The sequence below is a fragment of the Nonomuraea composti genome, from assembly GCF_012034275.1.
In the GTDB taxonomy this organism is placed as follows: domain Bacteria; phylum Actinomycetota; class Actinomycetes; order Streptosporangiales; family Streptosporangiaceae; genus Nonomuraea; species Nonomuraea composti.
The window spans coordinates 26509-52849 of the sequence record NZ_JAATEP010000055.1 but is presented as its reverse complement, the minus strand read 5'-3'; the positions used below and the strand labels follow the sequence as shown (position 1 = coordinate 52849).

Annotated in this window: 24 protein-coding genes; 10 read left to right on the top strand and 14 right to left on the bottom strand. The window is 73.5% G+C overall.

Going from position 1 to position 26341, the window contains the following annotated elements:
- The first annotated feature begins 4 nt into the window (after positions 1-4).
- From HCN51_RS46735 to HCN51_RS46720, 4 genes are read left to right on the top strand one after another with little or no spacing between them, the layout of a single operon-like run.
- On the top strand, positions 5-994 hold the full coding sequence (locus HCN51_RS46735) for an AAA family ATPase (protein ID WP_168018372.1): 990 nt from the start codon (positions 5-7) through the stop codon (positions 992-994).
- Positions 995-1002: 8 nt separating this feature from the next.
- A complete protein-coding gene (locus tag HCN51_RS46730) occupies positions 1003-1947 on the top strand; it encodes a DUF58 domain-containing protein (RefSeq protein ID WP_168018371.1) in 945 nt (314 codons plus the stop codon).
- Positions 1944-2903, top strand: a complete 960-nt coding sequence (locus tag HCN51_RS46725; RefSeq protein ID WP_168018370.1) for a VWA domain-containing protein — start codon at positions 1944-1946, stop codon at positions 2901-2903. Before HCN51_RS46730 ends, HCN51_RS46725 begins: the two co-directional genes overlap by 4 nt.
- A gap of 1 nt (position 2904) precedes the next feature.
- Complete coding sequence (locus HCN51_RS46720; RefSeq protein WP_168018369.1) at positions 2905-3966, top strand: vWA domain-containing protein; 1062 nt, start codon at positions 2905-2907, stop codon at positions 3964-3966.
- A gap of 70 nt (positions 3967-4036) precedes the next feature.
- Here HCN51_RS46720 and HCN51_RS46715 read toward each other — a convergent pair whose 3' ends face one another.
- The 3 genes from HCN51_RS46715 to HCN51_RS46705 all read right to left on the bottom strand — a co-directional run bounded on the left by HCN51_RS46715 (position 4037) and on the right by HCN51_RS46705 (position 5990).
- Positions 4037-4444, bottom strand: coding sequence for a S4 domain-containing protein (locus HCN51_RS46715; RefSeq protein WP_168018368.1), 408 nt, complete (start codon positions 4442-4444; stop codon positions 4037-4039).
- Between the two features lie 63 nt (positions 4445-4507).
- Positions 4508-5077: a DinB family protein gene (locus HCN51_RS46710; RefSeq protein WP_240973972.1), complete on the bottom strand. Its 570-nt coding sequence runs from the start codon at positions 5075-5077 to the stop codon at positions 4508-4510.
- A gap of 22 nt (positions 5078-5099) precedes the next feature.
- The gene (locus HCN51_RS46705; RefSeq protein WP_168018366.1) at positions 5100-5990 is read right to left on the bottom strand and encodes a diacylglycerol/lipid kinase family protein; all 891 of its coding nucleotides are present in this window, start codon (positions 5988-5990) and stop codon (positions 5100-5102) included.
- A 215-nt stretch (positions 5991-6205) separates the two neighbouring features.
- Between HCN51_RS46705 and HCN51_RS46700 the strand changes: the two genes are divergently transcribed.
- Together HCN51_RS46700 and HCN51_RS46695 are read left to right on the top strand one after the other, a co-directional pair.
- Positions 6206-9475, top strand: a complete 3270-nt coding sequence (locus tag HCN51_RS46700) for a GH92 family glycosyl hydrolase (protein WP_168018365.1) — start codon at positions 6206-6208, stop codon at positions 9473-9475.
- A gap of 183 nt (positions 9476-9658) precedes the next feature.
- Entirely contained in the window at positions 9659-10147 is a 489-nt protein-coding gene (locus HCN51_RS46695; RefSeq protein ID WP_168018364.1) for a CAP family protein, read from the top strand.
- A 61-nt stretch (positions 10148-10208) separates the two neighbouring features.
- Here HCN51_RS46695 and HCN51_RS46690 read toward each other — a convergent pair whose 3' ends face one another.
- From HCN51_RS46690 to HCN51_RS46665, 6 genes are all read right to left on the bottom strand, one after another.
- Positions 10209-11597, bottom strand: coding sequence for a cytochrome b (locus tag HCN51_RS46690; RefSeq protein ID WP_168018363.1), 1389 nt, complete (start codon positions 11595-11597; stop codon positions 10209-10211).
- Positions 11598-11750: 153 nt separating this feature from the next.
- Positions 11751-12506 carry a ZIP family metal transporter gene (locus HCN51_RS46685; protein ID WP_168018362.1) on the bottom strand — a complete coding sequence of 252 codons (756 nt, stop codon included), beginning with the start codon at positions 12504-12506 and terminating at the stop codon, positions 11751-11753.
- 66 nt (positions 12507-12572) lie between these two features.
- A complete protein-coding gene (locus HCN51_RS46680; RefSeq protein ID WP_168018361.1) occupies positions 12573-12905 on the bottom strand; it encodes a YnfA family protein in 333 nt (110 codons plus the stop codon).
- On the bottom strand, positions 12902-13954 hold the full coding sequence (locus HCN51_RS46675; RefSeq protein ID WP_168018360.1) for a sigma-70 family RNA polymerase sigma factor: 1053 nt from the start codon (positions 13952-13954) through the stop codon (positions 12902-12904). The genes HCN51_RS46680 and HCN51_RS46675 overlap by 4 nt, the downstream gene beginning before the upstream one ends.
- A 45-nt stretch (positions 13955-13999) precedes the next feature.
- Positions 14000-14785 (bottom strand): SDR family oxidoreductase, encoded by a 786-nt coding sequence (locus HCN51_RS46670; RefSeq protein ID WP_168018359.1) that lies wholly within the window; start codon positions 14783-14785, stop codon positions 14000-14002.
- 67 nt (positions 14786-14852) lie between these two features.
- Positions 14853-15308: a winged helix-turn-helix transcriptional regulator gene (locus tag HCN51_RS46665; RefSeq protein WP_080044905.1), complete on the bottom strand. Its 456-nt coding sequence runs from the start codon at positions 15306-15308 to the stop codon at positions 14853-14855.
- A 91-nt stretch (positions 15309-15399) separates the two neighbouring features.
- Between HCN51_RS46665 and HCN51_RS46660 the strand changes: the two genes are divergently transcribed.
- Positions 15400-15993, top strand: coding sequence for a dihydrofolate reductase family protein (locus HCN51_RS46660; RefSeq protein ID WP_168018358.1), 594 nt, complete (start codon positions 15400-15402; stop codon positions 15991-15993).
- Between the two features lie 29 nt (positions 15994-16022).
- Positions 16023-16409: a PPOX class F420-dependent oxidoreductase gene (locus HCN51_RS46655; RefSeq protein WP_168018357.1), complete on the top strand. Its 387-nt coding sequence runs from the start codon at positions 16023-16025 to the stop codon at positions 16407-16409.
- Here the strand turns inward: HCN51_RS46655 and HCN51_RS46650 are convergent.
- Both HCN51_RS46650 and HCN51_RS46645 read right to left on the bottom strand, forming a co-directional pair.
- Positions 16406-17527 carry an RNA ligase RtcB family protein gene (locus HCN51_RS46650; RefSeq protein WP_206068683.1) on the bottom strand — a complete coding sequence of 374 codons (1122 nt, stop codon included), beginning with the start codon at positions 17525-17527 and terminating at the stop codon, positions 16406-16408. The genes HCN51_RS46655 and HCN51_RS46650 overlap by 4 nt on opposite strands.
- Positions 17528-17621: 94 nt before the next feature.
- Positions 17622-18482 (bottom strand): helix-turn-helix transcriptional regulator, encoded by an 861-nt coding sequence (locus HCN51_RS46645; RefSeq protein ID WP_168018355.1) that lies wholly within the window; start codon positions 18480-18482, stop codon positions 17622-17624.
- Between the two features lie 125 nt (positions 18483-18607).
- Between HCN51_RS46645 and HCN51_RS46640 the strand changes: the two genes are divergently transcribed.
- Positions 18608-19591, top strand: coding sequence for an aldo/keto reductase (locus tag HCN51_RS46640; RefSeq protein WP_168018354.1), 984 nt, complete (start codon positions 18608-18610; stop codon positions 19589-19591).
- 6 nt (positions 19592-19597) lie between these two features.
- Here HCN51_RS46640 and HCN51_RS46635 read toward each other — a convergent pair whose 3' ends face one another.
- A complete protein-coding gene (locus HCN51_RS46635) occupies positions 19598-20659 on the bottom strand; it encodes a serine hydrolase domain-containing protein (RefSeq protein ID WP_168018353.1) in 1062 nt (353 codons plus the stop codon).
- A 63-nt stretch (positions 20660-20722) separates the two neighbouring features.
- Positions 20723-21280, bottom strand: a complete 558-nt coding sequence (locus HCN51_RS46630) for a dihydrofolate reductase family protein (protein ID WP_206068682.1) — start codon at positions 21278-21280, stop codon at positions 20723-20725.
- Positions 21281-21423: 143 nt separating this feature from the next.
- Here HCN51_RS46630 and HCN51_RS46625 point away from each other — a divergent pair, with 143 nt between their 5' ends.
- The gene (locus HCN51_RS46625) at positions 21424-25017 is read left to right on the top strand and encodes a WD40 repeat domain-containing serine/threonine protein kinase (RefSeq protein WP_168018352.1); all 3594 of its coding nucleotides are present in this window, start codon (positions 21424-21426) and stop codon (positions 25015-25017) included.
- A 19-nt stretch (positions 25018-25036) separates the two neighbouring features.
- Here HCN51_RS46625 and HCN51_RS46620 read toward each other — a convergent pair whose 3' ends face one another.
- Entirely contained in the window at positions 25037-26212 is a 1176-nt protein-coding gene (locus HCN51_RS46620; protein WP_168018351.1) for an ABC transporter substrate-binding protein, read from the bottom strand.
- Positions 26213-26341: the final 129 nt, after the last annotated feature.

Here is a 26341-nt window from a genome sequence, read left to right as displayed (position 1 = left end):
CTCCATGACCTCGACCGACCCCCGCGACCCCGCCCATCCACTCGAACAGGTCCTGTTCGAGGTCAAACGCACGATCGTCGGGCAGGACGTGCTGCTGGAGCGCATGGCGGTCGCGCTCGTCGCCGACGGGCACCTGCTCGTCGAGGGCGTGCCCGGCCTGGCCAAGACGCTCGCCGTACGGTCGCTGGCCGCCGCGATCGACGGGACGTTCCAGCGCGTCCAGTTCACCCCCGACCTCGTGCCCGCCGACCTCGTGGGCACCCGCGTCTACCACCAGCACTCCGGCGAGTTCAGGACGGAGCTGGGCCCCGTGTTCGCGAACCTGCTGCTGGCCGACGAGATCAACCGCGCCCCCGCCAAGGTGCAGAGCGCCCTGCTGGAGGTGATGCAGGAGCACCAGGTGACGATCGGCCGCGAGACGTTCCGCGTGCCCGAGCCGTTCCTCGTCATGGCGACCGAGAACCCGATCGAGTCCGAAGGCACGTACCCGCTGCCCGAGGCGCAGGTCGACCGGTTCATGATGAAGGTCGTCGTCGACTACCCCACGCAGGCCGAGGAGCAGGCCATCGTCGCCCGCGCGCTGCGCCCGCCGGAGCCGCCGCAGGCCATGGTCACCGCCGACGACCTCATGGCCATGCGGGCCCGCGCCCAGGCCGTGTACGTCGATCCGGCGATCGTCGACTACGCCGTCCGGCTGGTGTCCGTGACCCGCTCCCCGGCGACGGCCGGGCTCGGCGAGCTGGAGCGGTACGTCACCTACGGGGCCAGCCCCCGGGCGTCCATCGCGCTCGTCACCGGCGCCAGGGCGCTGGCCTTCCTGCGCGGGCGCGACTACGTGCTGCCGCACGACCTGTCCGAGCTGGCCCTCGACGTGCTGCGGCACCGCCTCGTGCTGTCGTACGAGGCCCTGGCCGACGACGTCGACGCCGACACGATCATCACCAGGGTGCTCGGAGCCGTCCGGGCGCCCGACGTCGTCCTGCAGAGCCGCTGAGCCGCGCCATGGCCACCGCCCCCGAGAAACTGCTGCTCCGCCTGGAGTGGAAGGTCGTGCGCCGGCTCGACGGCCGGCTCCAGGGCGCGCACCGCACCACGTACCGAGGCGCCGGGATCGACTTCACCGGGCTGCGCGCCTACCAGGAGGGTGACGACGCCCGGCACATCGACTGGAACGTCACCGCCCGCCTGGACGAGCCGCACCTGCGCGTGTTCACCGAGGACCGCGAGCTGACGGTGTGGCTCGTGCTCGACCGGTCGGCGTCGATGGCCGCCGGGCGGCCGGGGCGCGGCAAGCACGACGTGCTCGCCGAGCTGGCGCTCGTCCTCGCCCGGCTGTTCGGACGGGGCGGCAACCGGGTCGGCGCCCTCCTGTACGACACCGGGACGCCGCGTGCCCTGTCGTCCGGCACGTCCCGGCGGCGCGATACGAGCCACGATGCGGGGATGGTGCGCGTCGTGCCGCCCGGCACCACCCGGAGGCATGCGTTGCGCATTGCCGCCGAGCTGGAGCGCACCTCCGAGGCGCGCGGCGGTGCCACCACCGACCTGGCGGAGATGCTGGACGCGGCCGGGCGGCTCGCGCGCCGCCGCGCGCTCGTCGTCGTGCTGTCGGACTTCATCGGCGACGGCGACTGGGAACGCGCGCTCCAGCGCCTGGCCCGCAGGCACGAGGTGGTCGCCCTGCGGATCGTGGACACCGCCGACGACGTGCTGCCCGAGGCCGGGCTGATCGTGGTCGAGGACGCCGAGACCGGCGAGCAGCTCGTCGTCGACTCCGCCGACCCGCTGCTGCGGGTCCGCTTCCGCGAGGCCGTGGGCGCCCGCGACGCCCGGCTCGCGGCGGGCATGCGCCGGGCGGGCGTGCCTGTGCACCGCGTCGACACCGACCGCGACCTGGCCGAGGCGCTCGTCGAGGTCGTCGCCCGCACCCGGGACCGGTCGCCATGACCGTCTCCTCCCCGCTGCTGCTGGTGGCCGGGCTGCTCGTCACGGCGGCGCTGGCGTGGGCGGTCATCGTCTCGTCCCGCCGCCGGGCGGCGGCGCTCGCCGCGGCCGGCGCGAGCCCCGCCCACCTGAGGACCTACCTGGGGGCCGGCCTGACGGTGGCCGGCGTCGGGGTGCTCGCGGTCGCCACGGCAGGACCCGCCGCCATGGTGCCGGTGCCGCGCGTCTCGGGCACCGTCATCCTCGCCATGGACGTCTCCACCAGCATGGGCGCCGACGACGTGACGCCCAACCGGCTGGCGGCGGCCCAGCGGGCGGCCCGCGCGTTCGTGGCCGCGCAGCCCGCCAGCGTCGACATCGGCGTGGTCGCCTTCGAACGGGGCGCGCTCACCACCGCCCGGCCCGACGCCGACCACACCGTGGCGCTCAAGGCCATCGACCGGCTCAAGGTCACCGGCGGCACCTCCCTGGGGACGGCCATCCTGGCCTCACTGACCGCCATCACCGGCAAGCAGGTGGCGCTCGGCCGCGACGGCGCCGCCCCCGACATCGGCTACTGGCCGTCCGCGACGATCGTGATGTTCACCGACGGCCAGAACCGGGCCGAGGGCCAGGACGCGGACGTCGAACGCGCCGCCCAGGCGGCCCAGCGGGCGGGCGTGCACATCCACACCGTCGGGGTCGGCACCACGGCCGGCACGACCGTCGAGGTGGCCGGCTACCACCTGCAGACCTCGCTGGAAGAGGAACCCCTCACCATGATCGCGGAGACCACCGGCGGCGCCTACCACCCCGCCTCCGACGCCGCGCGGCTCGACGGCGTCGCCGACTCGATCGACCTGCGGCTCACCGTCTCCGACGAGCCGCTGCCCCTCGCCGGCGCGCTGATCGGGCTCGCCCTCGCGCTGCTCGCGGCGGGCGCGGCGGTCACCGTGCTGCGGACCGGGCGGGTGATCTGAGATGACGCTCTCCTGGCCGTGGGCTCTCCTGTCCGTCCTGGTCATCCCGCTCATCTTCGCCGTCCGCTGGTGGGCGCTGCGCCGCCGCCGCCGGGCCGCCGTGCGCGTCACCTCGATCGCGCTCGTCCGCGCCGCACTGCCCGGGCGTACGCGCTGGACGCGCCGGATCCCGGCGGCGCTGTTCGTGGCCGGGCTCGCGCTGCTCGCCGTCGGGGCCGCGCGGCCGCAGGCGTCGGTGCCCGTGCCGCAGACGTCTTCGACCATCCTGCTCGCGCTCGACACCTCCGGCTCCATGTGCTCCACGGACGTCGACCCCAACCGCCTCACCGCCGCCAGGCAGGCCGCCGCCGACTTCATCGAGTCGCTGCGCGGCGGGCCCCGCGTCGGCCTGGTCACCTTCAACGGCACCGCCGGCCTGCTCGTGCCGCCCACCGACGACACCGACGCGCTCATCGAGGCGCTGGAGAGCCTCACCGTGGGCCGCGGCACCGCCATCGGGCAGGCCATGCTCACCTCGATCGACGCGATCGCCGAGGTCGACCAGTCCGTCGCCCCCACCGGGGCCGCCCCGCCCGCGGGAGGCGGCGGCTACGCCAGTGCGGCGATCGTCGTGCTCACCGACGGCGCCAACACGCAGGGCGTCGATCCCCAGACCGCCGCGCAGGAGGCGGCCCTGCGCCGCGTCCGCGTCTTCACCATCGGCTTCGGCACCACGACGCCGAGCCCGATGGTGTGCCAGAGCACGCAGTTCGACGGCGGGTTCGGCGGGTGGGGCGGCGGCTTCGGCGGGCGCGGCGGCGGGTTCGACCGGGGCGGCCGCAACATCCGCCTCATCGACGAGCCCGCGCTCAAGCGGATCGCCCAGACCACCGGCGGCTCCTACCGCCGCGCCGAGAACGCCGACCAGCTCAAGAGCGCGCTCGGCGACCTGCCGAGCCGCTTCAGCGTCGTCCGGCAGCAGGTCGACACGGCCGCCGCTTTCGCCGCCGGCGGCGCCGTCCTGATCGCCGCGGCCCTGTCACTGTCGCTCTGGTGGAACCGCCCCCGCGTCATCACACGCTGACGCTGCCGACCCGGCCGGCAGCGTCACCACACGCTGATGCTGCCGACCCCGGCCTCGGGCGGCCGGCCGATCACTCCGGCCGGCGGCCCCGCCCTTCACCGCCCGGGCGGCCGAGCAGCCGTTCGAGGTCGCGGCGCTCGCGCTTGGTGGGCCGGCCCGCGCCACGGGCCCGCACCGCCACCGTCACCGTCTCCTCACGCGGAGGCGGCGGCGGGCTCTTGTCGACGTAGCACTCGGCGGCCACGGGCGCGCCGACCCGCTTGGTGATGATCCGGGAGACGACCACGATCCGCTCGCGCCCCTCGTGCCGCAGCCGGATCTCGTCGCCGACCCGGACCGCGTGCGCGGGCTTGACGCGCACGCCGTTGACGCGGACGTGGCCGCCCCGGCAGGCGTCGGAGGCGGCCGAACGGGTCCTGGTGAGCCGCACCGACCAGATCCAGCTGTCGACGCGCGCGCTCACCTGCTCATCTGCCACTCCGACACAGTACAGCGGGCATCGGGAACGTGCGGGAGCCCGCCCGGACGGGCGCCGGGGTGGTCAGCCGGCCTGGCGGGCGGCCTGTTCGACGCGGTCGCGGTAGTCGCGCCACCAGGTCTCGTCGTCGCTCGGCATGGCCTCGTCCTTCCGGCGGCCCACGGAGCCGTCGATCAGCTCGCGCACGATGTCGGCGTGGCCGGCGTGGCGGTAGGTCTCGGTGAGCACGTGGACGATGATCCGGTGCAGGGTGACCGGGTTGCGGTCGTCGGACCACCAGGCGACGTGGCCGGTGGCGTCGAGGGGCAGCTCCTCGATCGTGGCGTCCGCGTGCGCCCAGGCGCGCCGGTAGAGGGAGACGATCTCCTCGCGGGACTCGTCGGGCGTCGCCCACATGTCGGCGTTGAGCTCGGCGCCCTCCTCGATCCAGGGCAGCGACTCGCCGTGGGGGCGGCCGAAGGTGTCGCCGAAGTAGCCGAACTCGACGCCGGCCAGGTGCTTGACCAGGCCGAGCAGGTTCGTGCCCGTCGGGGTGAGCGGGCGGCGGGCGTCGTACTCGGACAGGCCGTCGAGCTTCCACACGAGGCCCTCGCGGGCGAGCTTGAGATAGGAGTGCAGGTCGGATTTGTGCATGCCGGGCATTGTGGCATCCCGGTCAGGGGGCGGTGGTGAGCGCCAGCCGCCAGGCTCCCGGCTCGACGGTCCACGTACGGTCGGCGACGGGGCCGAGGAGCTCGCCGTCGGCGTTGACCCGCATGGGCGGGCCGGAGATCCGCACGCGCGCGCCGCGCACCGTGGCCACGTCCTGCCTGCTGGTGTGGCGGCCGAGGCGCAGCAGCACGCCGTACAGGAGGCGGCGCAGCGGGCCGGTGGAGAACGAGATGACCACGTCGGCCAGGCCGTCGGACGGGACGGCGGCCGGGGTGAGAGGGGTGCCGCCGCCGATGGAGCTGCCGTTGCCGATGCCGACCATCAGGACCCGGTGCCGGCCGTTCGCGACGACCCGGCCGTCCACCTCCACCTTGAGCGGCAGCCCGCGGGTGCGCAGGCCGGCGATGACGCTGCCCGCCGCGTACGCGAAGCGGTGCAGCACCGGCTTCAACGGCTGGGCGGCCCGCGCCGCCTCGACGCCCACGCCGATGTGCACGGCGTTGACCACGATGCCGCCGCCGTCGTCGCGCAGCAGGTCCAGCGGGCGGGGCTCGCCCAGGGCGGCGGCCCTGGCCGCCTCGATCGGGTCGAGCGGCACGCCCAGCGCGCGCGCCAGGTCGTTGCCGGTGCCCAGCGGCACCAGCCCGACGGTACGGGTGCCCAGCTCGCCCCGCTCCGCCAGGGCCGCGACCAGGGCGTGCAGCGTCCCGTCTCCGCCGAGGACGACGGGGTCCCGGTCCGGATGGGCGGCCAGCGCCTCGGGCAGGCCGGCCGGATCGTCGATGCGCACCCGTTCTGTGTCGGCGTGCTCGCCCAGGACGGCCAGAACCTCGGAAACCACCTCTTCGCCGACGCTTCCCGCCGACGCGTTGACGATCGCCAGCAACCGGCGCATCCGCCCTCCTTCGCCGCGCTACCTGCCGCACGCGCCTACCCGCCCCGCACGCGTCTACGCGCTAAACCGAAGGCGAACGCGTCCCCGCGCGCGGGATGACACGGCTTGACAGGGTGCGGTCGGAAACGTTTAGTGGGCTCTAGGTTGACAGCGCTGTCTGACGGGCGGACCCGCCGACCGCGGCATGGCGGGCCCGCGAGCCTCCTGGAGGAGCCTTGTCCCGTTCAGCATGGGTGGCGGCCTTATCCGCCGTCACCGTCCTACTGCCCGGCACCCCCGCCCACGCCGCTCCACCTCCCGACGTCGCCGACCTCGCCTCCTACGTCAACCCGTTCATGGGTACGCAGGACGGCGGCCCCGACTTCGGCCACGGAGGCGGCGCCGGGATGAACTTCCCCGGCGCGGCGCTCCCGTTCGGCATGATGCAGTGGAGCCCCGACACCGTCCGCGCGTCGGGCGGCGGCTACAAGTACGAGGACAACCGCCTGCGCGGCCTGTCGCTCACGCACATCTCGGGCCCGGGCTGCACCGGCGCGCAGGACTTCCCGGTGATCCCGATCTCGGGCACGGTGGGCCGCTCCCCGGCCACCCACTTCGACGACTACGTGCAGACGTTCAAGCACGCGAACGAGAGCGCGTCCCCCGGCTACTACGGCGTCACCCTGGACACCGGCGTGAAGGCGGAGACGACCGCCACCACGAGGGCGGGCGTGGGCCGCTTCACGGGCCTGGCCGGCAAGCCGCTCACCCTGCTGCTCAACGTCACCGGCTCGGTCAACGGCGTGGACGACGCCGAGGCGAAGATCAGCGGGAACACGGTGAGCGGCTGGGCGAAGACGGGCGGCTTCTGCGGCACCGATAGCCGCTACTACGTCTACTTCCACGCCACGTTCGACCGCCCGGTCCGCGCGTTCGGCACCTGGCGCGACGACTCGGTGGTGCCGGGCGACGTCCAGGTGAGGGGCAGTTCGGAGGCGAAGATCGCGGCGACGCCCAAGCCGCACGGCCTGGCCGGCGTCATCGCGCCGCAGAAGGGCGCGCCGGCCGCGCAGCCGAGCCCGCCGCCCGGGCCGCAGGCGCGCGCCACGGCCCAGGACGTGATCGTCAAGGGCCCGGGCATCGGCGCCTACCTGCAGTTCGACCCGGAGACCCCGGTGCAGATGCGGGTGGGCCTGTCGTACGTGAGCATCGACGGCGCCAAGAAGAACCTGCGTGCCGAGGTCGGCTCCCAGGGCTTCGACCGGATCGCGCAGAGCGCCAGGCGGGCCTGGAACGACCGCCTGGGCCAGATCCAGGTGAGCGGCGGCGACGAGACGAGGAAGCGCACGTTCTACAGCAGCCTGTACCACGCGCTGCTCCAGCCGTACGTGTTCGACGACGTGGACGGCACCTACACGGGCTTCGACTACCGCACCCACCAGGTGAGACGCGGCCACCACCACTACGCCACGTTCTCCGGCTGGGACGTCTACCGTGGCCAGATGCAGCTCGTCGCGCTGCTCGCACCGGACGTGGCGAGTGACATCGCGCAGTCGATGTACGACGACGCCCACGCGGTCGGCGACGTCTGGGACCGCTGGTCGCACCAGAACACGATCACGGGCGTGATGAACGGCGACCCGTACCATTCGATCATCGCGAGCATGTACGCGTTCGGCGCCCGCGACTTCGACGCCAAGGCGGCGCTGGCCGCGATGGTCAAGGGCGCCCAGCGGGTGGGCGAGGACCCCGGCACCGGCTACGTGGAGCGGCCCGGCAACGCGTCGTACCTGAAGAACGGTTACGTCCCGGTGGACCCCTCGACGACGCTGGAGTACGCGGTGGCCGACTTCGGCATCGCGCAGCTCGCCGGCCGGCTCGGCGACACCGCGACCCGGGACGCGTTCATGAAGCGCGCCCAGTCGTGGCAGAGCGTCTACAACCCGGCGAACAGCTGGATCCAGCCGCGCTTCGGCGACGGCTCGTTCGTGCCGGGCTTCGACCCGGCCAGCCCTTCCATGTACGTGGAGGGCAACGGCGCCCAGTACCACTGGATGGTGCCGCACAACCCGCGCGGCCTGTTCGACGCCATGGGCGGCGACGCGAAGGCGGTGGCGCGGCTCGACACGTTCTTCACGGAGCTGAACGCGGGACCGGCCAAGCCGTACGCCTACCTGGGCAACGAGCCGTCGCTGCTCACGCCGTGGCTGTACGCGTGGGCGGGGCGGCCGTACAAGACGCAGGACCTGGTGGCGCGGGCGCGCAAGGAGCTGTTCAAGCCGACGCCGGACGGCCTGACCGGCAACGACGACCTGGGCACGATGGGCGCCTGGTACGTCTGGGCGTCGATGGGGATGTATCCCGCGATTCCCGGCCGCGCCGAGCTGGTGCTCAACAGCCCGGGTTTCGAGCAGATCACCGTCACCCGCTCGAACGGCAGGACCATCACCATCAACGCCCCCGGCGCCTCCGATACCAACCGCTACGTTCAGGGGCTCAAGGTCAACGGCACCGCGTCGGACAGGGCGTGGCTGCCCGAGGGCTTCACAGGCCGGCTCGACTACACGCTCGGCGCCGAGCCCGACACCGCGTTCGGCGCGACGGACCCGCCGCCGAGCTTCCAGGCCGGCATGCAGCCCTACCTGGTCAGCCTCGCCCCCGGCGCCGCCCCGGTCGAGCCGGGCGGCACGGTCGGCACCACGCTCACCGTCCAGGCCGTCGGCGCGGGCGGCACGCTCACGTGGACCGCCGACCCGCCGGCCGGCGTCACGGTCACCCCGGCGAGCGGCACGGTGCACGTCCCGGCCAACGGCCAGGCCACCGCCGAGCTGACCGTCACGGCCGCGGCCGACCTGGCGACCGGCTTCACCACCGTGCCCGTCGAGGTCGCGGGCACGAGCGCGGCCGTCAAGCTGAACGTCGCCCGGCGCGGCACCATCGAGTGGCACCAGAACAACGCCGGCATCGGCGACGACGACGAGGCGGGCCTGGCGAACTTCGACGGCGTCGGCTGGAGCTACTCGGCGCAGGCCCTGGCCGCGGCGGGCGCCCGCCCCGGCGGCACCGTGACGTGGAAGGGCTACGACTTCACCTGGCCGGACCGCGAGCCGGGGGAGTGGGACAACGTGCAGGCCAGCGGCCAGACCGTGGACCTGGCCGCCCCGGCGGGCGCCAAGACGCTGGCCCTGCTGGGGGCGGGCGCGTCCGGTGACATCCAGACCGACGTCACCATCACCTACACGGACGGCTCGACGCAGCAGGTCAAGGTCGGCTTCAGCGACTGGGCGCTGGCCCGTGACGCCTACCCGCCGCGGTTCGGCAACGAGATCGTGCTGCGCACGCCATACCGGCTGGACGGCGGGGGCGGGCGGCAGGACATCAACGTGTACGTCTTCGCCGTCACCCCGATCGAGCTGGACGCGTCCAAGCAGGTGAAGAGCCTGACGCTGGCCAAGCCGACGGGCGCGGCGACCGCGCACGTCTTCGCCTGGTCCTTCGGACTCTGAGGCGCCCGCGCGGGCCGGCCGGTCCCGGCCGGCCCGCGCCGGGAGTGTCCGCTCTCGGACAGCGACTGGGCCTGGCGCATTGTCCGGGACGACGGAGGATGAGCGTGGGCGGCACCCCGCCGCCTTCCCGGCCGGGCGCACCGCATCCGGCGGGGATCCACCCAGGCTGCACGAGGATGTGTCATGGCCGGAACCCGTTCCGCTCTGCCCGACAGCACCACGCCGGAATTCCAGGCCGAAGCGCTGGCCGAGGCCAACGCCTACCGGGCCAAGCACCACGCGCCGCCGCTCGCCATGGACCCCGAGCTCAACGCGTACGCCAAGGAACGGGCGGCCTCCCGCTCCGAGCAGGAAGGGCTCAGGGCCGGGCACACCGGCCTGCGCCAGGGGACCGGCGAGAACATCTTCTGGGCCGGCGACTCGGAGGCCCTGCCCGGCTCCACGGCGGTCAAGAAGTGGTACGACGAGATCTCCGGCTACGACTTCGCCGCCGCCAAGTTCTCCTCGGCGTCGGGGCACTTCACGCAGCTCGTCTGGAAGGGCAGCACCAAGGTCGGCATCGCGCGCGCCTCCGGGAACACCGGCGAGTACGTCGAGACGTACATCGTGTTCGTCTTCGAGCCGCCCGGCAACATGGAGGGCGCCTTCGCCGAGAACGTGCTGCCCGCCTGACACGTGAAGGGCCGGGCCTGCCGCATCGCTCCGGCAGGCCCGGCCCGCGGGTGTCGCCTGCTTACCGCTGTCCCGCCGAAAGCATGGCGGGCTCCCGGTCGGCGGGCTCCAGGCGCTCGTGGAAGCCGCCGTCCGCCGACCGCGTGATGATCCCGGTCTCCACGCCGTGCTCGGCCACGTGGCGCTCCGACTCCTGGAGGGCCAGGCAGATCCAGCGGGTGACGACGAAGGCGACGACGGGCGCGACGAGCACCGCGTACCGGAAGAAGATCGTCACGGTGTTGACGTTGAGCTGGAACTGGTGGGCGAGCTGGTCGTTGGCGGCGGCCGCCCACAGCAGGCCGTAGAACGTGATGCCGGCGGCGGCGATCGCCGTCTTCACGGGCGTGTCGCGCGGCCGGTCGAGCACGTCCCGCGCGGGCGTCTCGCGGGCGGCGCGGCGCGCGCTCCTGGGCCGGCCCAGCGCGTCGCGCCGGCCGCGCCGCGCCAGGAGGAAGCGCTCGGCCATCGGGTACGCGGCCAGCGCCGTGAAGAACACCCCGGGCACCACGACCGTGGGGACGAGGACCGCGAGGCTCAGCGTGTAGCCGCCCAGGGTGAGCTCCCAGCCGGGCATGATCCGCAGGGCGCCGTCGAGGAAGCCCATGTACCAGTCGGGCACCGAGCCGGCCGAGATCTGGGTCGGGCTGGCGGGGCCGTACAGCCAGATCGGGGCGATCTGGAAGCCGAACCCGAGGATGATCAGCATGCCGGTCGTCGCGGCGGCCATCAGCGGGCGGGCACCGCGTCGCGCCGGCAGCGAGGCGACGAAGCGCGAGTGGCCGTTGCGCCGCACCAGCAGCTCGCGGGCGACCAGGAGCGCGGCCACGAGGGCCGAGAGCAGCAGGTGCCCGCCGTACATGACGGGAATGACCTGCTCGCCGGGGAAGGCGTCGCCGAACATCAGCCCGGCCACCCAGCTGCCCACCACCGGGATCGACTGCACGACCGACAGCATCAACCACAGGCTGCCGCCCGACAGCAGGTCGTCGGGCAGGGCGTTGCCGGTCTCGCCGGCGAACATGCCGAGCGCCAGCAGCGCCACCCAGATCAGCCACTGCCGGGTGCGCGGCCGGCGGAACGCGCCGGTGAGGAACATGCGCAGGAGCTGCAGCACGACCGCCGCCACGAAGACGAGGGCCGCCCAGTGGTGGACCTGGCGGATGAGCAGGCCGCCGCGCACCTCCAGGCTGAGGTGCATGGTCGAGTCGAACGCCTGGCTGACGAGGAGCCCGCGCAGCGGCGCGTAGGGACCGTCGTAGGTCACCTGCGCCATGCCCGGGTCGTAGAAGAACATCAGCGCCGCGCCGCTGACCAGCAGCACGACGAACGACCAGACGGCGATCTCGGCGAACATGAACGTCCAGTGCGAGAACTGGAACGAGCGGCTCTTGACCGGCAACGAACGCATCTTCGAACCCCCTGACCTTGCCTATACAGAAGACGCGGGCGGGGCGCCGGGTGTGACAGCGATCGGGGCCCCGGCGAGCGTGAGACGTGTCACTTCGCGCGGCGTCAGGTGGGGGGCCGGGCTCCGCCAGGTGCCGCCGTCGCTCGGGGACGGTCAGCCGCCGGACTTCGACACGGCGAACGCGAGCAGGAACCCGGCCAGCGTGATGAGCCCCGTCATCAGATGGGAGTCCTCGAACGCCTCGGGGATCATGGTGTCGGCGATCATGGTGAGGATCGCCCCGCCGGCCAGCGCGATGATGCCCGCCAGCACGGCCGCCGGCGCCTGCCCGAGGAGCGCGTACCCGGCCAGCGACGACAGCCCGCTGACCACGGCGATCCCGCTCCACAGGCCGAACACGTACGCCTTGGACCGGCCGGCCCGGCGCATGCCGGCCGCGCTGGACAACCCCTCGGGCACGTTGCTGATGAACACCGCCGCCACCGTCACCACGCTCACCGCGCCCCCGCCGAGCAGGCTCGCCCCGATCACCAGCGACTCCGGCACCCCGTCGAGCACCGCGCCGAGCGCGATCGCCGTGCCGGACCCCGCCTGCTCCTGCTGCGACGGCTGCCGGTCGCCTGAGCGCTTGCGATGCCGGGCGCCCCGGCGGGCCAGCAGGATGTTGCAGCCGGTGTAGAGCACCGCGCCGGCCACCGCGCCCACCACCGTGGGCACCAGCCCGGCGCGCTGGTGCGCCTCCTCGATCAGCTCGAACGACACCGCCGAGATCAGCACGCCGGCGCCGAACGCCATCACCGACGCGATCAGCCGCTGCGGCATCCGCACCAGGTAGCCGGCGAGCGCGCCGAGCACGAGCGCGAGCCCGGCCAGCAGCCCCCACCCGCCCGCCTGCAACCACTCGGGCATCGCGCTCCCTTCCCGCCGATCGGCGCCACCGGGCCTCTGGTCGTTCCTACCACGACGACGCCGGCGTCAGCCGCGCGGCGCGTACATGATCACCAGGACGCCGATCAGGCACACCGACGCGCCGGCGACGTCCCAGCGGTCGGGGCGGAAGCCGTCCACGACCATCCCCCACACCAGCGACCCGGCCACGAACACGCCGCCGTAGGCCGCCAGGATGCGGCCGAAGCTCGCGTCGGGCTGCAGCGTGGCGACGAGCCCGTACAGGCCGAGCGCGACGACGCCGGCGCCGATCCACAGCGGCCCGCGCTGCTCCCGCACGCCTTGCCAGACGAGCCAGGCGCCGCCGATCTCGGCGAGGGCGGCCAGGGCGAACAACACCAGCGAGCGAATGATCGTCATGACCGGTAGTACAGCGCACCCCCGCCCGCCGCACCGGCACCGGCGTCGGCATCGGCATCGGCGGGGTCGAGCGTCAGGGGGAGGCCGAAGCGCTCGAACAGGCCCTTGTCGCGGAAGGCCACGATCCGGTCGATGCCCGCGCCGGAGACCGACAGGACCATCACGGCGTACGCGTGGTGCGCCCCGCCGGGGCCGCGCTGGTACAGGCCGGCCGCGGGCTGCCCGTTCGCCGCGGTGGCCACCAGCCGGAACCAGCCCGGCCGGGTGAGCACGCGCGCCCGGAAGAAGCGGCCGACGCGCTCGCGGCCGGCGAACCAGGTCGGGGTGGGCGGCATCTCCAGGACGGCGTCCGCCGTCAGCAGCTCCATCAGTGCGGCGACGTCGGCGTGCTCGAACGCGGTGACGTAACGCTCCAGCAGCTCCCGCTGGTGCTCGGCGGCGGCCTCGGGCAGGTCGTCCTCGGCCGGCGCCACCTGGCCGAGCTGCGCCCGCGCGCGTTGCAGGACGCTCTTGACCGCGGGCACGGAGATGCCGAGCAGCTCGGCCACCTCCGCCGCCCGCATCGCCAGCACGTCCCGCAGGATGAGCACGGCGCGCTGGCGTGGCGGCAGGTACTGCAGCGCGGCGACCAGCGCCAGCCGCAGGCTCGCCCGCGCCACCACCGTGGCGGCCGGATCGTCGGCCGCGGTGGTGAGCAGCCGGTCGGGGAACGGCTGCAGCCACGGCACCTCGGCCGGCGGCGCCAGCGGCCCGTCGGGGTCGTCGGCGGGGCCGCCGAGCCCCGACGGCAGCGGCCGGCGCCTGCGCCGCTCCAGCGCGGTGAGGCAGGCGTTGGTCGCGATCCGGTAGAGCCAGGTACGCATCGACGCCCGCCCCTCGAACCCCTCGTACGAGCGCCACGCCCGCAGGTAGGTCTCCTGGACGAGATCCTCGGCGTCGTGCACCGAGCCCAGCATGCGGTAGCAGTAGGCCAGGAGCTCGGTCCGGTACGGGGAGGTCAGCCGGGCGAAGGCGTCGCCGCCCGGCCGGACCTCCGTCGTCTCTGCCATGATCGTCGCCTCTCGGTCGTGCTTCGTGCCTTCCATCTGGGATCGTCAGTCGGGGATCAGGCCGCCGGTGAGGTTGACGATCGCCCCGGTCATCGCGGCGGCCCGCCCCGAGGCGGCGAAGACGGCCGCGTCGGCGATCTCGGCGACCGTGGGCAGGGCCTTGCGCAGCGTCCGGTCGGCCATGCGGGCCTCGAACGCGTCGCGGGTGATGCCGTAGGCGGCGGCGTGCAGGCCGTACACCTCGGACAGTTGTGCCGTCTCCGGCATCCCGGCCGCGTTGAGGCAGACGACCCGGACGCCCTGCGGCCCGAGCTCGGCGGCCAGCCCGCGCGACAGCGCTTCGACGGCCGCCCAGGCCGGCGCCATGCCGCCCATGAGCGGGACGGCGGTCCGTGACGGGCTCGCGGTGATCGTCAGGATCACGCCGGATCCCCTCATGCGGCGGGCGGCGGCTCGCGCGGTCAGGAAGGTGGCCCTGGGATAGGTGGCCAGCGGCAGCGAGAAGCCGTCGGGCGTCAGGTCGGTGAGGCGGATGCCCTGGATGCCCGTCTGCGGGAGGCTGACGGCGTTGAAGGAGATGTCGAGCGACCCGGTGTTCCTGACCACCGCGTCGGCGTGCGCCTCGACGGCGGCCTCGTCGAGGACGTCCACGGTGGCGACATCGGCCCGGCCGCCCGCGGCCCGGATCTCCTTCGCGACCGCCTCCAGCGCGGCTTCGGTGCGCCCCGCGAGGGCGACCCTGGCCCCCTCGGCGGCGAAGGCGCGCGCGACCGCGCCCCCGATCGCGCCGCCGGCTCCGTAGACGACCGCGTTCTTCTCTTCGAGCAGCACTGCTCCTCCTCCTGGTGTAAGGCTCCTACGCGGATCGACTCGGAGGCCCGGCGAAAGGAATCGGTCGTCAGGCCACCGCCGAGCCGGGGCCGGGCAGCGGGTCGATGTCGCCGGCGTGCATCGGCTCGCCGCAGTGGGCGCAGCGCAGGTCGACGTGGCTGATCTCGCCGCAGGCGTGGTGGCGGTAGAGCACCGGCGGCCCGGCCTGGCCGGACAGCCATTTGTCGCCCCAGGCGGTCATGACCATGAGCAGGTCGACCAGCTCGGTGCCCTTGGGGGTCAGCCGGTATTCGTAGCGCGGGCGGTTGTCGTAGGGGTGGCGGTCGATGACGCCCTGCTCGACGAGGTGGTTGAGGCGTTCGGTGAGCACCTTGCGGGAGATGCCGAGATCGGCCTGGAGCTGGTCGAAGCGGCTCATGCCCACCCAGATGTCACGCAGGATCAGGGGCGACCACGGCTCGCCGATCACGTCGAGGGTGCGGGCGATGGAGCAGGCCATGTCCCCGAAGTTCGTGCGTTGCATGACATCAGTCTACCCATTGGGGTTCCCTAAGGGAACTTCGGCGTGCTACGGTCGTGGAGTCTCCTCAAGGAACCCCGGAAGGATCGCGCAGATGAGCAAGGTCATCACCGCCCTGGCCGTATCGGTCGACGGATACATCACCGGCCGCGAGCCAGGCCCCGGCCGCGGGCTCGGCGACGCCGCGACGCTGTTCGACTGGTACTTCGACGGCGACACGCCCAGCCAGGTCTTCGACGGGTTCACGCTGAGCGCGCCCAGCGCCCGGGTCTTCGACGCCCTCGCCGCCCGTGTCGGCGCGGTCGTGGCGGGGCGCAACACGTACGAGGACTCCGACCACTTCGGCGGCGGCAGCCCGCACCCGCACGCCCGGCTGGTCGTCCTCAGCCACCGGCCCGCCCCCGAGATCACCGACCGGCAGATCCTCGTCACCACCGGCATCGAGGACGCCATCGCCGCCGCCCGCCAGGCCGCCGGCGGCAAGGACGTCGGCCTGATGGGCGGCGGCGTCACCACCGCGGCACTCAAGGCGGGCCTCGTCGACGAGGTGATCCTGCACCAGGTGCCGATCCTGCTCGGCGGCGGCCGGCCCTTCTTCCAGGAGCTGCCCGCGCACGTACGCCTGCGCCTGCTGGAGGCCGTCCCGGCCCCCGGCGTCACCCACCTCCACTACCAGGTCCAGCACTGATCACCCCCTCATTCGGCAAGGAGAAGAAGATGACGCTCGACCCCGAAGTCCGCCGCGCCTTCGACAGCACCGCCCTGGCCCACCTCGCCACCGTCCTGCCCGACGGCTCCCCGCACAGCATCCCGCTCTGGGTCGGCACCCGCGGCGACCACATCGTCTTCCTCACGGGGCCGCAGTCGCGCAAGGCCCGCAACCTGCGCCGCGACCCCCGCGTGGCGCTCTCCGTGGCGCCCGCCGACAACCCGTACCAGCCGGTCATCGTGCGCGGCCGGGTCGTCGAGTGGATCGAGGGCGACGCCGCCTGGGAGATCATCGACGAGATCTCGACGAAGTACATCGGGCAGCCCTACTCCCGGGAGCAGGACCGCGTCGTCCTCGTCGTCGAGGCCGAGCACCAGACCGTCGGCCTCACCTAGGAACGCCCCCGCCTGCGGCGGTGCTCCTTCGGCAGTTCTGGCGTCTTGTACGTGACCAGCGGGATCGTGGTGGCCACCGGCGTGGCCAGCTCGTGCGCCACCAGGTCGGCGATCACCTGCTCGATCCGCTTGTACGCCGTCGGCGCCTCCTCGAAGAGCAGCTGCCGGTCGCCGCACACCACCACCGACCCCAACGGGGTTCGCCGCAGCTCCTCGACCGTGTGCTTGGCCTTCCCCCGGCGCAGCGCGTCCGCCCGCGACATCTTGCGGCCCGCGCCGTGCGCGACCGAATGGCCGGCGTCCGGCCCGGCGTGCGCGGCCACCAGGTACGACGGGGTGCCGCGCGTACCGGCGACGAGCACGTCCCGCCCGTCGCCCGGCGCCGCCCCCTTGCGGTGCAGGTAGCTCCCGTCACGGACCTCGACCAGGTTGTGGCACTGGTCGACGATCGGCTCGGCCGGCTCGAACCCCAGGGCGTGCGCGACCCGCGCGGCCAGCAGCCGCCGGTTGAGCGACCCCCACCGCACGGCCTCGTCGTGCCGGGCGAGGTAGCCGGCGGGATCGGCGGCGGGGCCCGCGCCGTGGACCTCGGTGTGCTCCCGCAGGATCCGCTCACCCAGCCCGCGCGACCCGCTGTGGACGACCAGCACCAGATCGCCCGCGGCGAGCCCGAGCCGGCTCGCGTGCCCCTGGTCGAGGACGCTGCCGACGCGGGCCAGCTCGACGAAGTGGTTGCCCCGCCCGACCGTGCCGAGACCATCCAGGTGACCTGCGGGAACGTCGCCCTTCACCACGTCCAGCGCCGGGTCGTCGTCCTCCGGCACGCGGTCGAGGTCGGGGAAGCGGGCGGCGAGCTTCTCGGGATCGGCCCGCTTCAGCCTGACCGGGAAGACGGCGATGCCGCAGCCGATGTCGGAGCCCACCAGGAACGGGTAGAGGACGGTCGACGTCATCGCGGCGCCGATGGGGGCGCCCTTGCCGGGATGCAGGTCCGGCATGCCGGCCACGTGGATCATGCCGTCGAGGGCGGCCACCTGGTGGCACTGAGCGACGGCGTCGGACTCGATCCAGCTCGTGGGGGAGGCGAACACGGCGACGGTGGCCTGGTGCTGGGACAAAGATGCTCTCTTGATCAAAGGGTGTGGCGGGCGACACCACGGTCCCCTGAGGTCACCTTTCGGGGCAAACGATTTTCGGGAGCCGCCCCCGACCTCAGCGTTCGAGCCGGCCCGAGACCTCGGAGGGGAACTCCTCCGTGCCGAGCACCCGCAGCAGCTCCAGCCGCTCGCGCGTCTCGGCGTCGGCCGGGGTGAACACCAGAAGCTGCTGCCCCTGGTCGGGCGTGAGCAGCGTCTCGCAGTCCATCACCAGGCGCCCCACCCGAGGGTGCAGCAGGGTCTTGCGGTTGGCGCGCCGCACCGCCACCTCGTGCTCCGCCCAGAGCCGCCGGAAGTGCGCGCTCGCCTCCCGCAACCGCTCGACCAGCCCGGTGACCACCGGATCGCTGGACCGGCGGCCGGCGACCGCGCGCAGGTCGGCCACCATCTGGCGGGCCTGGTGCTCCTGCTCCTCCGGCGGGTGGACGCCGCGCGCGGCGGGATCGGTGAACCACCGGTACACCATGTAGCGCCGGTCGCCGGTGTGACGGGTGTGGTCGCCCATCATCAGGAGCGACACCCGGTTCTGGGCCAGCACCTCGCCCAGGTCCGACAGCACCACGGCCGGGGTGTCGCCGAGCAGGTCGAGCATGCGCACCATGCCGGCCCGGGCCAGGCGGGCCACCTCGTCGGCGGGCGGCGGATGGTGCCCGGCCAGGTGGAACAGGTGGTCGCGCTCGTCGTCGGACAACCGCAGCGCCCGCGCCAGCGCCCCCAGCAACTGCGTGGACGGCTGGCTGCTGCGGCCCTGCTCCAGGCGTACGACATAGTCGACCGACATGCCGGCGAGCATCGCCACCTCTTCCCGGCGCAGACCGCTCGTGCGGCGGCGGGGGCTGTCGGCCAGGCCCACCTCCGCCGGGCGGATCGCCTCGCGGCGGCGGCGCAGGAAGTCGGCGAGCTGCTCACGTTCCATGCCTCCATCCTGCCTTGCGGCCGGCGAGCGGAGCCAGGGAGCGGCTCTCCCATGATGAACGCTCCGCTCCCGCCCGCCTCGCCCCCACCCCAAGCTGGGGGAAAACCACCTGAGAGGCAGACATCATGCAGACCAGAACCCTGGGCCGTACCGGGCCGTCCGTCTCCGCGCTGGGCCTGGGCGCGATGGGCATGTCCGGCGGGTACGGCGCCTCCGACCGCGCCGAGAGCATCGCCACCGTGCACGCCGCCCTCGACGCCGGCGTCACGCTCATCGACACCGCCGACTTCTACGCCATGGGCCACAACGAGCTGCTGCTCGCCGAGGCGCTGCGCGGCCGCAACCGGGACGACTACCGGCTCAGCGTCAAGTTCGGCCAGCTGCGCGGGCCCGGCTCCGAGTTCGGCGGCCAGGACGGCCGCCCCCAGGCCGTCAAGAACTTCCTGGCCTACTCGCTGACCCGGCTCGGCACCGACCACATCGACATCTACCGCCCGGCCCGGCTGGACCGCACCGTGCCGATCGAGGAGACGGTCGGCGCCATCAAGGAGATGGTCGAGGCCGGGTACGTGCGGCACATCGGGCTCTCCGAGGTCGACGCGGAGACGATCCGCCGGGCCCACGCCGTGCACCCCATCGCCGACCTACAGATGGAGTACTCCCTGCTGACGCGGGCGGCCGAGACCGACGTCCTGCCGACGCTGCGGGAGCTCGGCATCGGCCTGACCGCGTACGGGGTGCTCGGCCGCGGCCTGCTGTCCGGCCGCTGGAAGCCCGCCCCCGGCGACGCGCGCGCCTTCAGCCCCCGCTTCTCCGGCGACAACCTGGAGCACAACCTCGCCCTCGTGGACGCGCTGCGCCAGGTCGCCGACGCGAAGGGCTGCACCGTCGCCCAGCTCGCCATCGCCTGGGTGGCCGCGCAGGGCACCGACATCGTGCCGCTGGCCGGCGCCCGCACCCGCGAGCGGCTGGCCGAGGCGCTGCCCGCGATGGACCTGGTCCTCACGGCCGACGACCTCGCCGAGATCGAGAAGGCCGTGCCGGCGGGGGCGGCGCGCGGGGACCGGTACCCCTCCAGGTTCATGGCCGACCTCGGCGTGGGGAACTGACGCGGCTCAGCCCTGGCCGAAGACCTCCTGGACGAGGCGCTGGTTGGCCTGCTGGAAGGCCGCCGCCATGGACAGGTCGCTGTCATCGACGTAGTTGAGTGCCGCGGTCAGCACCGTGCCGCCGTCGGGGGTGGCGTACATGAGGGCGGCGTGGCCGGCCATGCCGCCGTTGTGCGTGATCAGCGTGCCGCCGCCGGGCGCCGGCTGCACGAACACGCCCAGCCCGTAGCTCGCCTTGCCCTCCGGCGTGAACATCTCCGCCAGCAACTCGGCGGGCAGCAGCCGGCCGGTGACCAGCGCGTGCAGGAACGTCTGCAAATCCGCCGTGGTGGAGATCATGTCGCCGCCGCTGGAGATCCATGACGGGTTGTGCTCGCTGACGTCCACCGTCTGGTCTTCCAGCCGGTAGTAGGCGTGCGCGTACGGGGCCGGGATGGCGGTTTGGGTGGTGGGCTGCACGGTGCCGGTCAGGCCGAGCGGGGCGAGGATCAGCCGGTGCATCTCCTCGGCGACGGTGCGGCCGGTGACCCGCTCGATGAGCAGGCGGGCCAGCACGTAGTTGGTGTTGCTGTAGCTCCAGTCGGTGCCCGGCTCGAACCGGGCCGGCTGGGCCAGCGCCACCCGCACCAAATCGTGCGGGGTGTAGGTGTGGAAGCGGCGCTCGACCCATTCCCGGCCGGCCTGGGTGGCCGGGATGCCCGGCACGAAGGTGCCGTCCTCGAAGTACTCGCCGGTGAAGTTGAACACGCCGCTGGTGTGCTGCAGCAGCATCCGTACCGTGATCCGCCCGTCCAGATCGAGCTCGGGCAGGTAGCCGGCCACCGGCGCGTCCAGCTCGATGCGGCCCTCGGCCACCAGCTGCAGCACCAGCGTGGCGGTGAAGGTCTTGGTGTTGCTGCCGATCCGCACATGCCCGTCCACCGGCGGCGCCTCCACCCCGCCCAGCTCGGCCGCGCCGGCGCTGCCGGTCCATTCGCCGCGTTCGTCGCGGACCCGGACGGTCACGCCGACGATCCCGGCCTCGACCATCTCCTGCATGATCTTCTCAAGCTCTGCGCTGTTGTTCATGGGCCCTACGATCACCGGCCGCGCTGATACCGGGCCGTCGCCGCCCTGACACCATGGCTGACATCAGGAGTCCTTGGCGGGCCGGTAGACCAGGTACAGCACCCCCGTCGAGAACGTCTCGGACTTCACCAGCTCCAGCGGGATCGTCTCGTCCCCCTGGTCGAACAGCCGCTCGCCCTTGCGCACCGCGATCGGGTGCACCAGCAGGTGCAGCTCGTCGAGCAGCCCCGCCCGCAGGAGCTGCCGGATCACCGAGACCGAGCCGCTCACCGCGATCCGGCCCCCGGGCTCGTTCTTCAGCGCGGTCACGGCCTCGGCCAGGTCGCCCCGCAGCAGCTCGGAGTTGCGCCAGGTGAACTCCAGCTCCTGACGCGACACCACGATCTTGCGCGCGTCGCCCAGCGACTTGGCGTAGCCGGCGTCCTCGCCGCCCGCGGCCTCGATCCCCGGCCACGCCCCCGCGAAGCTGTCGTACGTCTTGCGCCCGAGGAGCAGGGTGTCGGCCATCTGCCCGCTCACGGCCGCGCCCATCTCGTCGTTGAAGTACGGGAAGTGCCAGTCGCCGGGGTTCTCGACGACGCCGTCGAGGGAGATGAACAGGCTTGCGGCGATCGTCCTCATGATGTTCCTCCTGCTGGAAGCCTTGCGGCTGCTCGATGTGCCTTCAGCTTCGCGAAGCCCGCTTACGGAACCCTTAAGGTCCTCCTCCCGTCCACCCGAGAGACGACCTCAACCAAGGGCGTGCCGCATGCGTCTAACGGCGCATGGACGGGGAACGGCTGGGCCGGTACTGGCTGGCGGGGCAGTTGGGTGCGGGGGGTCAGGGCGTCGTCTACGAGGCCTATGACGAGGCGGCCAACCGGGTCGCGGTGAAGGTGCTGCACGCCTACCTCTCCGGTGACTCGGCGCTGCGGCGCCGGTTCATGCGGGAGGTGGCGGCGGCGCAACGGGTGGCGTCGTTCTGTACGGCGCGGATCGTCGATCACGATCTTCAGGGGGAGCGGCCCTACCTGGTCACCGAGTTCGTGGCGGGGCCGAGCCTGCGCAGGGCGGCGCCGTTCGTCGGCGACGAGCTGCACCGGCTGGCGGTCGGGGTGGCGACGGCGCTGGCGGCCATCCACCAGGCCGGGGTCGTGCACAGGGACCTCAAGCCGGAGAACGTGCTGCTGGGCCAGGACGGCCCCCGCGTGATCGACTTCGGGATCGCGCGGGCGGCCGGGCTGTCCATGACCTCGACGGGCGAGCTGACGGGCACGCCCATGTACATGGCGCCCGAGGTGTTCGCCGGCGGCCGGGCGGACGCCTCGGCCGACGTGTTCGCCTGGGGTGCGCTGGTGTACTTCGCGGCCACGGGGCGCAACGCGTTCGAGGCGCCGACCACGGTGGCGGTGATCCACCGGCTCCTCAACCACGACCCCGACCTGGCGGTGCTCCCGCCCGGCCTGCGAGGGCTGGTGGCGGCGGCGCTGTCGAAGGACCCGGCGGGCCGGCCGTCGGCGCACGGGCTGCTGACCGGGCTGCTCGGGGGCGCCTCCCAGGAGTCGCTGATGGCCGAGGGCGCGCAGGCGGCGGCGTCCGTCCGGCCGCCGAACGCCCTCGCCGGCGAGCCGGCGCTCGGCATGCTGGCCGAGCAGACCTACGCGGCGCTGCAGGCGCCGGCCCGCGAGCAGGCCAAGCGGTTGCTGCTGCGGCTGGTGGACGTCCGGGACGGGCAGGAGGGTGCCCGGCGGGCGCGGCTGGAGGAGCTGACCGACGGGGCGGCCGGCTCGGCGTACGTGCTGGGCGAGCTGGAGAACGCCCGGCTCGTCGTCCGGGAGCGCACCACCGGCGATGTGCCACTCGACGAGGGCGCCGCCGAGGACGGCGTGGACACGGTGTCCCTGGCCAAGCCCGCGCTGCTGCGGGCCTGGCCCCGTCTCCAGGAGTGGGTCGGCGCCGACCGCGAGGCGCTGGCCCGGCACCGCCGGCTGGGGGAGGCCGCCCGGCACTGGGCCGAGCACGGCCGCAACCCCGATGACCTGCTGCGCGGCACGGCGCTGCGCGAGGCGCTGTCCTGGACGCCCACGCTCCCGTCGCACCTCGCGCTGAACTCCTCGGAGACGGAGTTCCTGGCGGCGGCCAAGGCCGAGGCGGACGCGCGGCGCAGGCGGGGCGGGCTCCTGACGACCGGCGTCGCCGTCCTGCTGGTCGCCGCCCTGGTGGCGGGGGTGATCGCCTGGCAGCAGACCAGAGCCAGCCAGGCCAGCACCAGCCAGCTCGCCGACAAGCAGACCCAGGAGCGGGCCAGGCTCCTCGCGCTCCAGGCCGACGCCATCCGCGGCGACGACCCGGCCAGGGCGATGCTGCTCAGCGTGGCCGCGTACCGGATCGCGCGGGTCCCCGAGTCGGAGGCGGCGGTGCTGAGCTCGCTCGCCCAGCCGCAGCGGCTCGTCTTCAAGGACCCGAACCTGAACAACACCGGCCGCGCCCTCAGCCAGGACGGGTCCCTGCTGGTCAGCGCGGGCGGCGACAAGGTGCACGTCTATGACGTCGCCACGGGCCGGCAGACGCGCACGTTCGGCGGCGTCGGCAAGGGGCCGTTCACGGCGGCCCTGAGCCCGGACGGCGACACGCTGGCCCTCGGCTCCGACGGCCGGATCCGGCTGTGGAGCCTGAAGCGCGGCAAGCTGATCGGCGAGGGCAAGGCCATGGACGCGACCGGCAGGTACCCGCAGAGCCTGCGCTTCAGCCCCGGCGGCGGCTACCTGGAGGCCACCGCCAACCTGGGCGGGCCGTGGCTCGGCTTCTGGAGCACCCGCACCAGGGCGCTCGTGCCGATCGGCGAGCCGTCGGGGGCCGACGTGGAGGTGGGGCCGGGGGACAAGATGGCCCTGGTGTCCACAGGGGGACGGACCGAGCTGCGCACGCCTCCCTCCGGCGGCACCGCCCGCCCCGCCGGGCTGCCGGACGGGTACGGCGGGCAGTACGCGGCATTCACCCCCGACGGCAAGCGCGTCGCGCGCATCGAGGACGGCCGGATCCGGCTGTGGGACCTGGCGAGCGCCAAGCCGGTGGGCCCTGAGTTCCCGCTGGCCGGCGGGGTGGAGTTCTCGGCCGACGGCCGGTTCGTGCTCCTCTACGAGGGGCTGCCCGAGTACGGCACGGTGCGCCGCCCGTCCGAGGTGGTGCTGCTGCGCGTCGCGGACGGCGCCCGCCTGATGAGCTTCACCACCACCGCCGCCATCGCCGAGCGGCCCCGTTTCAGCGCCGACGACCGGCGCCTCACGCTGCTCGACGACGCCGGCCAGGCCACCGTCTACGACCTCGGCCGCTACACGGCGCCCGCGCGGGCGGTGCCGGAGAAGTACTCCGGCCCGCAGCTCAGCGCCGACGGCCGCACGGTGCTCGGCCTCGACGGCCGCCGGATCACGACCTGGTCGGGAGCCGGCTTCGCCCAGAAGGGCAAGGTGCTCAGCCTGAGCGCCCTCCACCTGCTCGGCGGCGAGGACAAGGAGGAGCTGATGACGGCGCTCAGCCCCGACGGCCGGACCGTCGCCGTGGCCAACAACACCGACCGCGGCGTCCCGCTCACCCTGCTCGACGCGACGACCGGCCGCAAGCTCGGCTCGATCGCCGACGCCATCGGCTACGACTTCGGCCACACGCTGTCCTTCAGCCCGGACGGCCGGCTGCTCGCGCTGTCCTCCACCGCCCCGAACGACTACTACGGGCAGGGCAGCCTGTTCATCGCCGAGGCGGGCGAGCCGCGCAAGGTGACGATGTTGTCCAACATCCACGCGGGCCCGCTGTCCTTCAGCCCCGACGGCAGGTACCTGACCACCGGCGACGCCTGGGGCGTGGACGTCATCGACCTGAAGACGCGCAAACCGCTGACCGGCGCGCAGGGGCCGGGCACCATGGCCACCTCCTGGATGGTCTTCGACCCGACCGGCCGCCGCGCCGTCGCACCGTACGGGAGCAGGGGCGTCGCCCTCTGGGACACCGCGACGTGGAAGCCGACCGGTCAGTTCTTCCGGGTGGAGGGGGACGTCCTGACCGCCCGCTTCTCACCCGACGGCCGGACGCTGGCGATCGCGCACGACAGCCGCGTCACCGTCGTGGACCTCACCACCGGCCGGCAGCGCGGCGAGCCCCGGCCGGCCGCGGCGGTCCAGTACGACCCGGCGCTCGCCGACCCGGCGCCGCGCCTGGCGTTCCTGCCCTCGGGCGACCTGCGGGTGGTCGGGCACGACGGCACGTTCGACGACCTGCCGCTCACGGCGGAGCGGGCGCTGGCGAAGGTGTGCGCGCGCACGTCGGGCAGCCTGTCGCCGCAGGACGGCGCCGAGCCGTTCACCGACCCGTGCGGCCAGGGATAGCCCTTTGCTCAGCGGGTGCTCAGCGGGCGAAGGTCAGGTCGGCGTCGGTGCGCAGCTGCGGCAGGCGGGTGTTCGTGACGATCGCCAGCTCGGCCGGGTGCCGGCCGCCCGGCTGCCACTGCCCGCCCACCAGCGGGATCGGGGCCACGTTCGGGGTCGGCCCGCCGGTCCAGTCGAGCGGGCCCGCGATGGTCTCCAGCCGGGTACGGCCGATCGCCTCCGCCACCGAACGCCGGTCGGCGGGGTCGCCGGCGGTGGACAGGGCGTGCACGGCCACCTCCACCAGGGCGTAGGCCAGGCCCAGGGGCTGGAGCCACTGGTTGCCGGTGCGTTGCTCGTAGGTCTCGGCCAGCAGCGCGGGCGTGGTGCCGTCGAGGCTGGAGCGGTACGGGTGGCGGGGCGACCAGTAGACGAGGGTGGCGATGCCGGCGCCGCTCAGGTCGCTCGCCGTGCACGGATAGGTCAGCCAGCGCGAGGAGGTGATGAGGCGGGGCCTCAGCCCGTGCTCGGCGGCCTCGCGGTGGAAGAGGGCGAGGTCGCGCTCGGTCGCGGCGGTCGTGACGATCTCGGTGCCGGCGCGCAGGAAGGAGCCGATGTGCGGGGCGAAGGTGGTGGCGGGCTCCGGGTAGCTGCCGGGGTCCACCAGCCGGTGGCCCCGGCCGCCGGCTCGGGGCAGGAAGCCGCGCCCGGGGTGCCGGAGCAGGCGGCCCGGCAGCTGGTCGTTCCACAGGCAGCCGACCGGGGCGGGGCGCGGCGCGCACAGCTGCCACATCTCGGCGAAGACGCCGGCGATGTCGTCCAGGCCCCAGGCGAAGTGGTAGGTCCAGGTGAACGGGCGGGACGGGTCGGCGCCGCGGCCGTACACGTACGCCTGCCAGGGGAACGTCGTGGACACGCAGGGCACGCCGAGCTCTTCGCAGGCGTCGGCGACCGCGGGCAGTACCTGGGTGCCGCCCAGGGTGAGCACGACCTGGGCCCCCTCCTGCTCCACGAGCTCGCGCACCGCCCGGCGGGCCGTGCCCGGGTCGGAGCGGCTGTCGCGGGAGGCCAGGCGGAGCGGGTACCGCCGGCCGCCGTTGACGACGTGCGGCACGGCGGGCGCGAGGAGCGCCAGCACGAAGGACAGCGGGTCGCCGAGCAGGGACAACCGCCCGGTGCACGGGACGACGGCGCCGACGCACAGCTCTCTCCCCATAGGCCTTAGCGTATCCGCACCATCACCCGCTGTAACCATTCATCTGACAGCAGACCCTGACATTGAGCCTTGTGATGCGGCGCCGATCGTGTCACCATCGCTTCAACTCATAGGAAACTTTCCTAACGG

Excerpts from the sequence above, each read along its gene's own strand:
- HCN51_RS46735 (WP_168018372.1), top strand. The coding sequence starts at position 5 with ATGACCTCGACCGACCCCCGCGACCCCGCCCATCCACTCGAACAGGTC.
- HCN51_RS46730 (WP_168018371.1), top strand. The coding sequence starts at position 1,003 with ATGGCCACCGCCCCCGAGAAACTGCTGCTCCGCCTGGAGTGGAAGGTC.
- HCN51_RS46725 (WP_168018370.1), top strand. The coding sequence starts at position 1,944 with ATGACCGTCTCCTCCCCGCTGCTGCTGGTGGCCGGGCTGCTCGTCACG.
- HCN51_RS46720 (WP_168018369.1), top strand. The coding sequence starts at position 2,905 with ATGACGCTCTCCTGGCCGTGGGCTCTCCTGTCCGTCCTGGTCATCCCG.
- HCN51_RS46710 (WP_240973972.1), bottom strand. The coding sequence starts at position 5,077 with ATGCACAAATCCGACCTGCACTCCTATCTCAAGCTCGCCCGCGAGGGC.
- HCN51_RS46705 (WP_168018366.1), bottom strand. The coding sequence starts at position 5,990 with ATGCGCCGGTTGCTGGCGATCGTCAACGCGTCGGCGGGAAGCGTCGGC.
- HCN51_RS46695 (WP_168018364.1), top strand. The coding sequence starts at position 9,659 with ATGGCCGGAACCCGTTCCGCTCTGCCCGACAGCACCACGCCGGAATTC.
- HCN51_RS46690 (WP_168018363.1), bottom strand. The coding sequence starts at position 11,597 with ATGCGTTCGTTGCCGGTCAAGAGCCGCTCGTTCCAGTTCTCGCACTGG.
- HCN51_RS46685 (WP_168018362.1), bottom strand. The coding sequence starts at position 12,506 with ATGCCCGAGTGGTTGCAGGCGGGCGGGTGGGGGCTGCTGGCCGGGCTC.
- HCN51_RS46680 (WP_168018361.1), bottom strand. The coding sequence starts at position 12,905 with ATGACGATCATTCGCTCGCTGGTGTTGTTCGCCCTGGCCGCCCTCGCC.
- HCN51_RS46675 (WP_168018360.1), bottom strand. The coding sequence starts at position 13,954 with ATGGCAGAGACGACGGAGGTCCGGCCGGGCGGCGACGCCTTCGCCCGG.
- HCN51_RS46665 (WP_080044905.1), bottom strand. The coding sequence starts at position 15,308 with ATGCAACGCACGAACTTCGGGGACATGGCCTGCTCCATCGCCCGCACC.
- HCN51_RS46660 (WP_168018358.1), top strand. The coding sequence starts at position 15,400 with ATGAGCAAGGTCATCACCGCCCTGGCCGTATCGGTCGACGGATACATC.
- HCN51_RS46655 (WP_168018357.1), top strand. The coding sequence starts at position 16,023 with ATGACGCTCGACCCCGAAGTCCGCCGCGCCTTCGACAGCACCGCCCTG.
- HCN51_RS46645 (WP_168018355.1), bottom strand. The coding sequence starts at position 18,482 with ATGGAACGTGAGCAGCTCGCCGACTTCCTGCGCCGCCGCCGCGAGGCG.
- HCN51_RS46640 (WP_168018354.1), top strand. The coding sequence starts at position 18,608 with ATGCAGACCAGAACCCTGGGCCGTACCGGGCCGTCCGTCTCCGCGCTG.
- HCN51_RS46635 (WP_168018353.1), bottom strand. The coding sequence starts at position 20,659 with ATGAACAACAGCGCAGAGCTTGAGAAGATCATGCAGGAGATGGTCGAG.
- HCN51_RS46630 (WP_206068682.1), bottom strand. The coding sequence starts at position 21,280 with ATGAGGACGATCGCCGCAAGCCTGTTCATCTCCCTCGACGGCGTCGTC.
- HCN51_RS46625 (WP_168018352.1), top strand. The coding sequence starts at position 21,424 with ATGGACGGGGAACGGCTGGGCCGGTACTGGCTGGCGGGGCAGTTGGGT.
- HCN51_RS46620 (WP_168018351.1), bottom strand. The coding sequence starts at position 26,212 with ATGGGGAGAGAGCTGTGCGTCGGCGCCGTCGTCCCGTGCACCGGGCGG.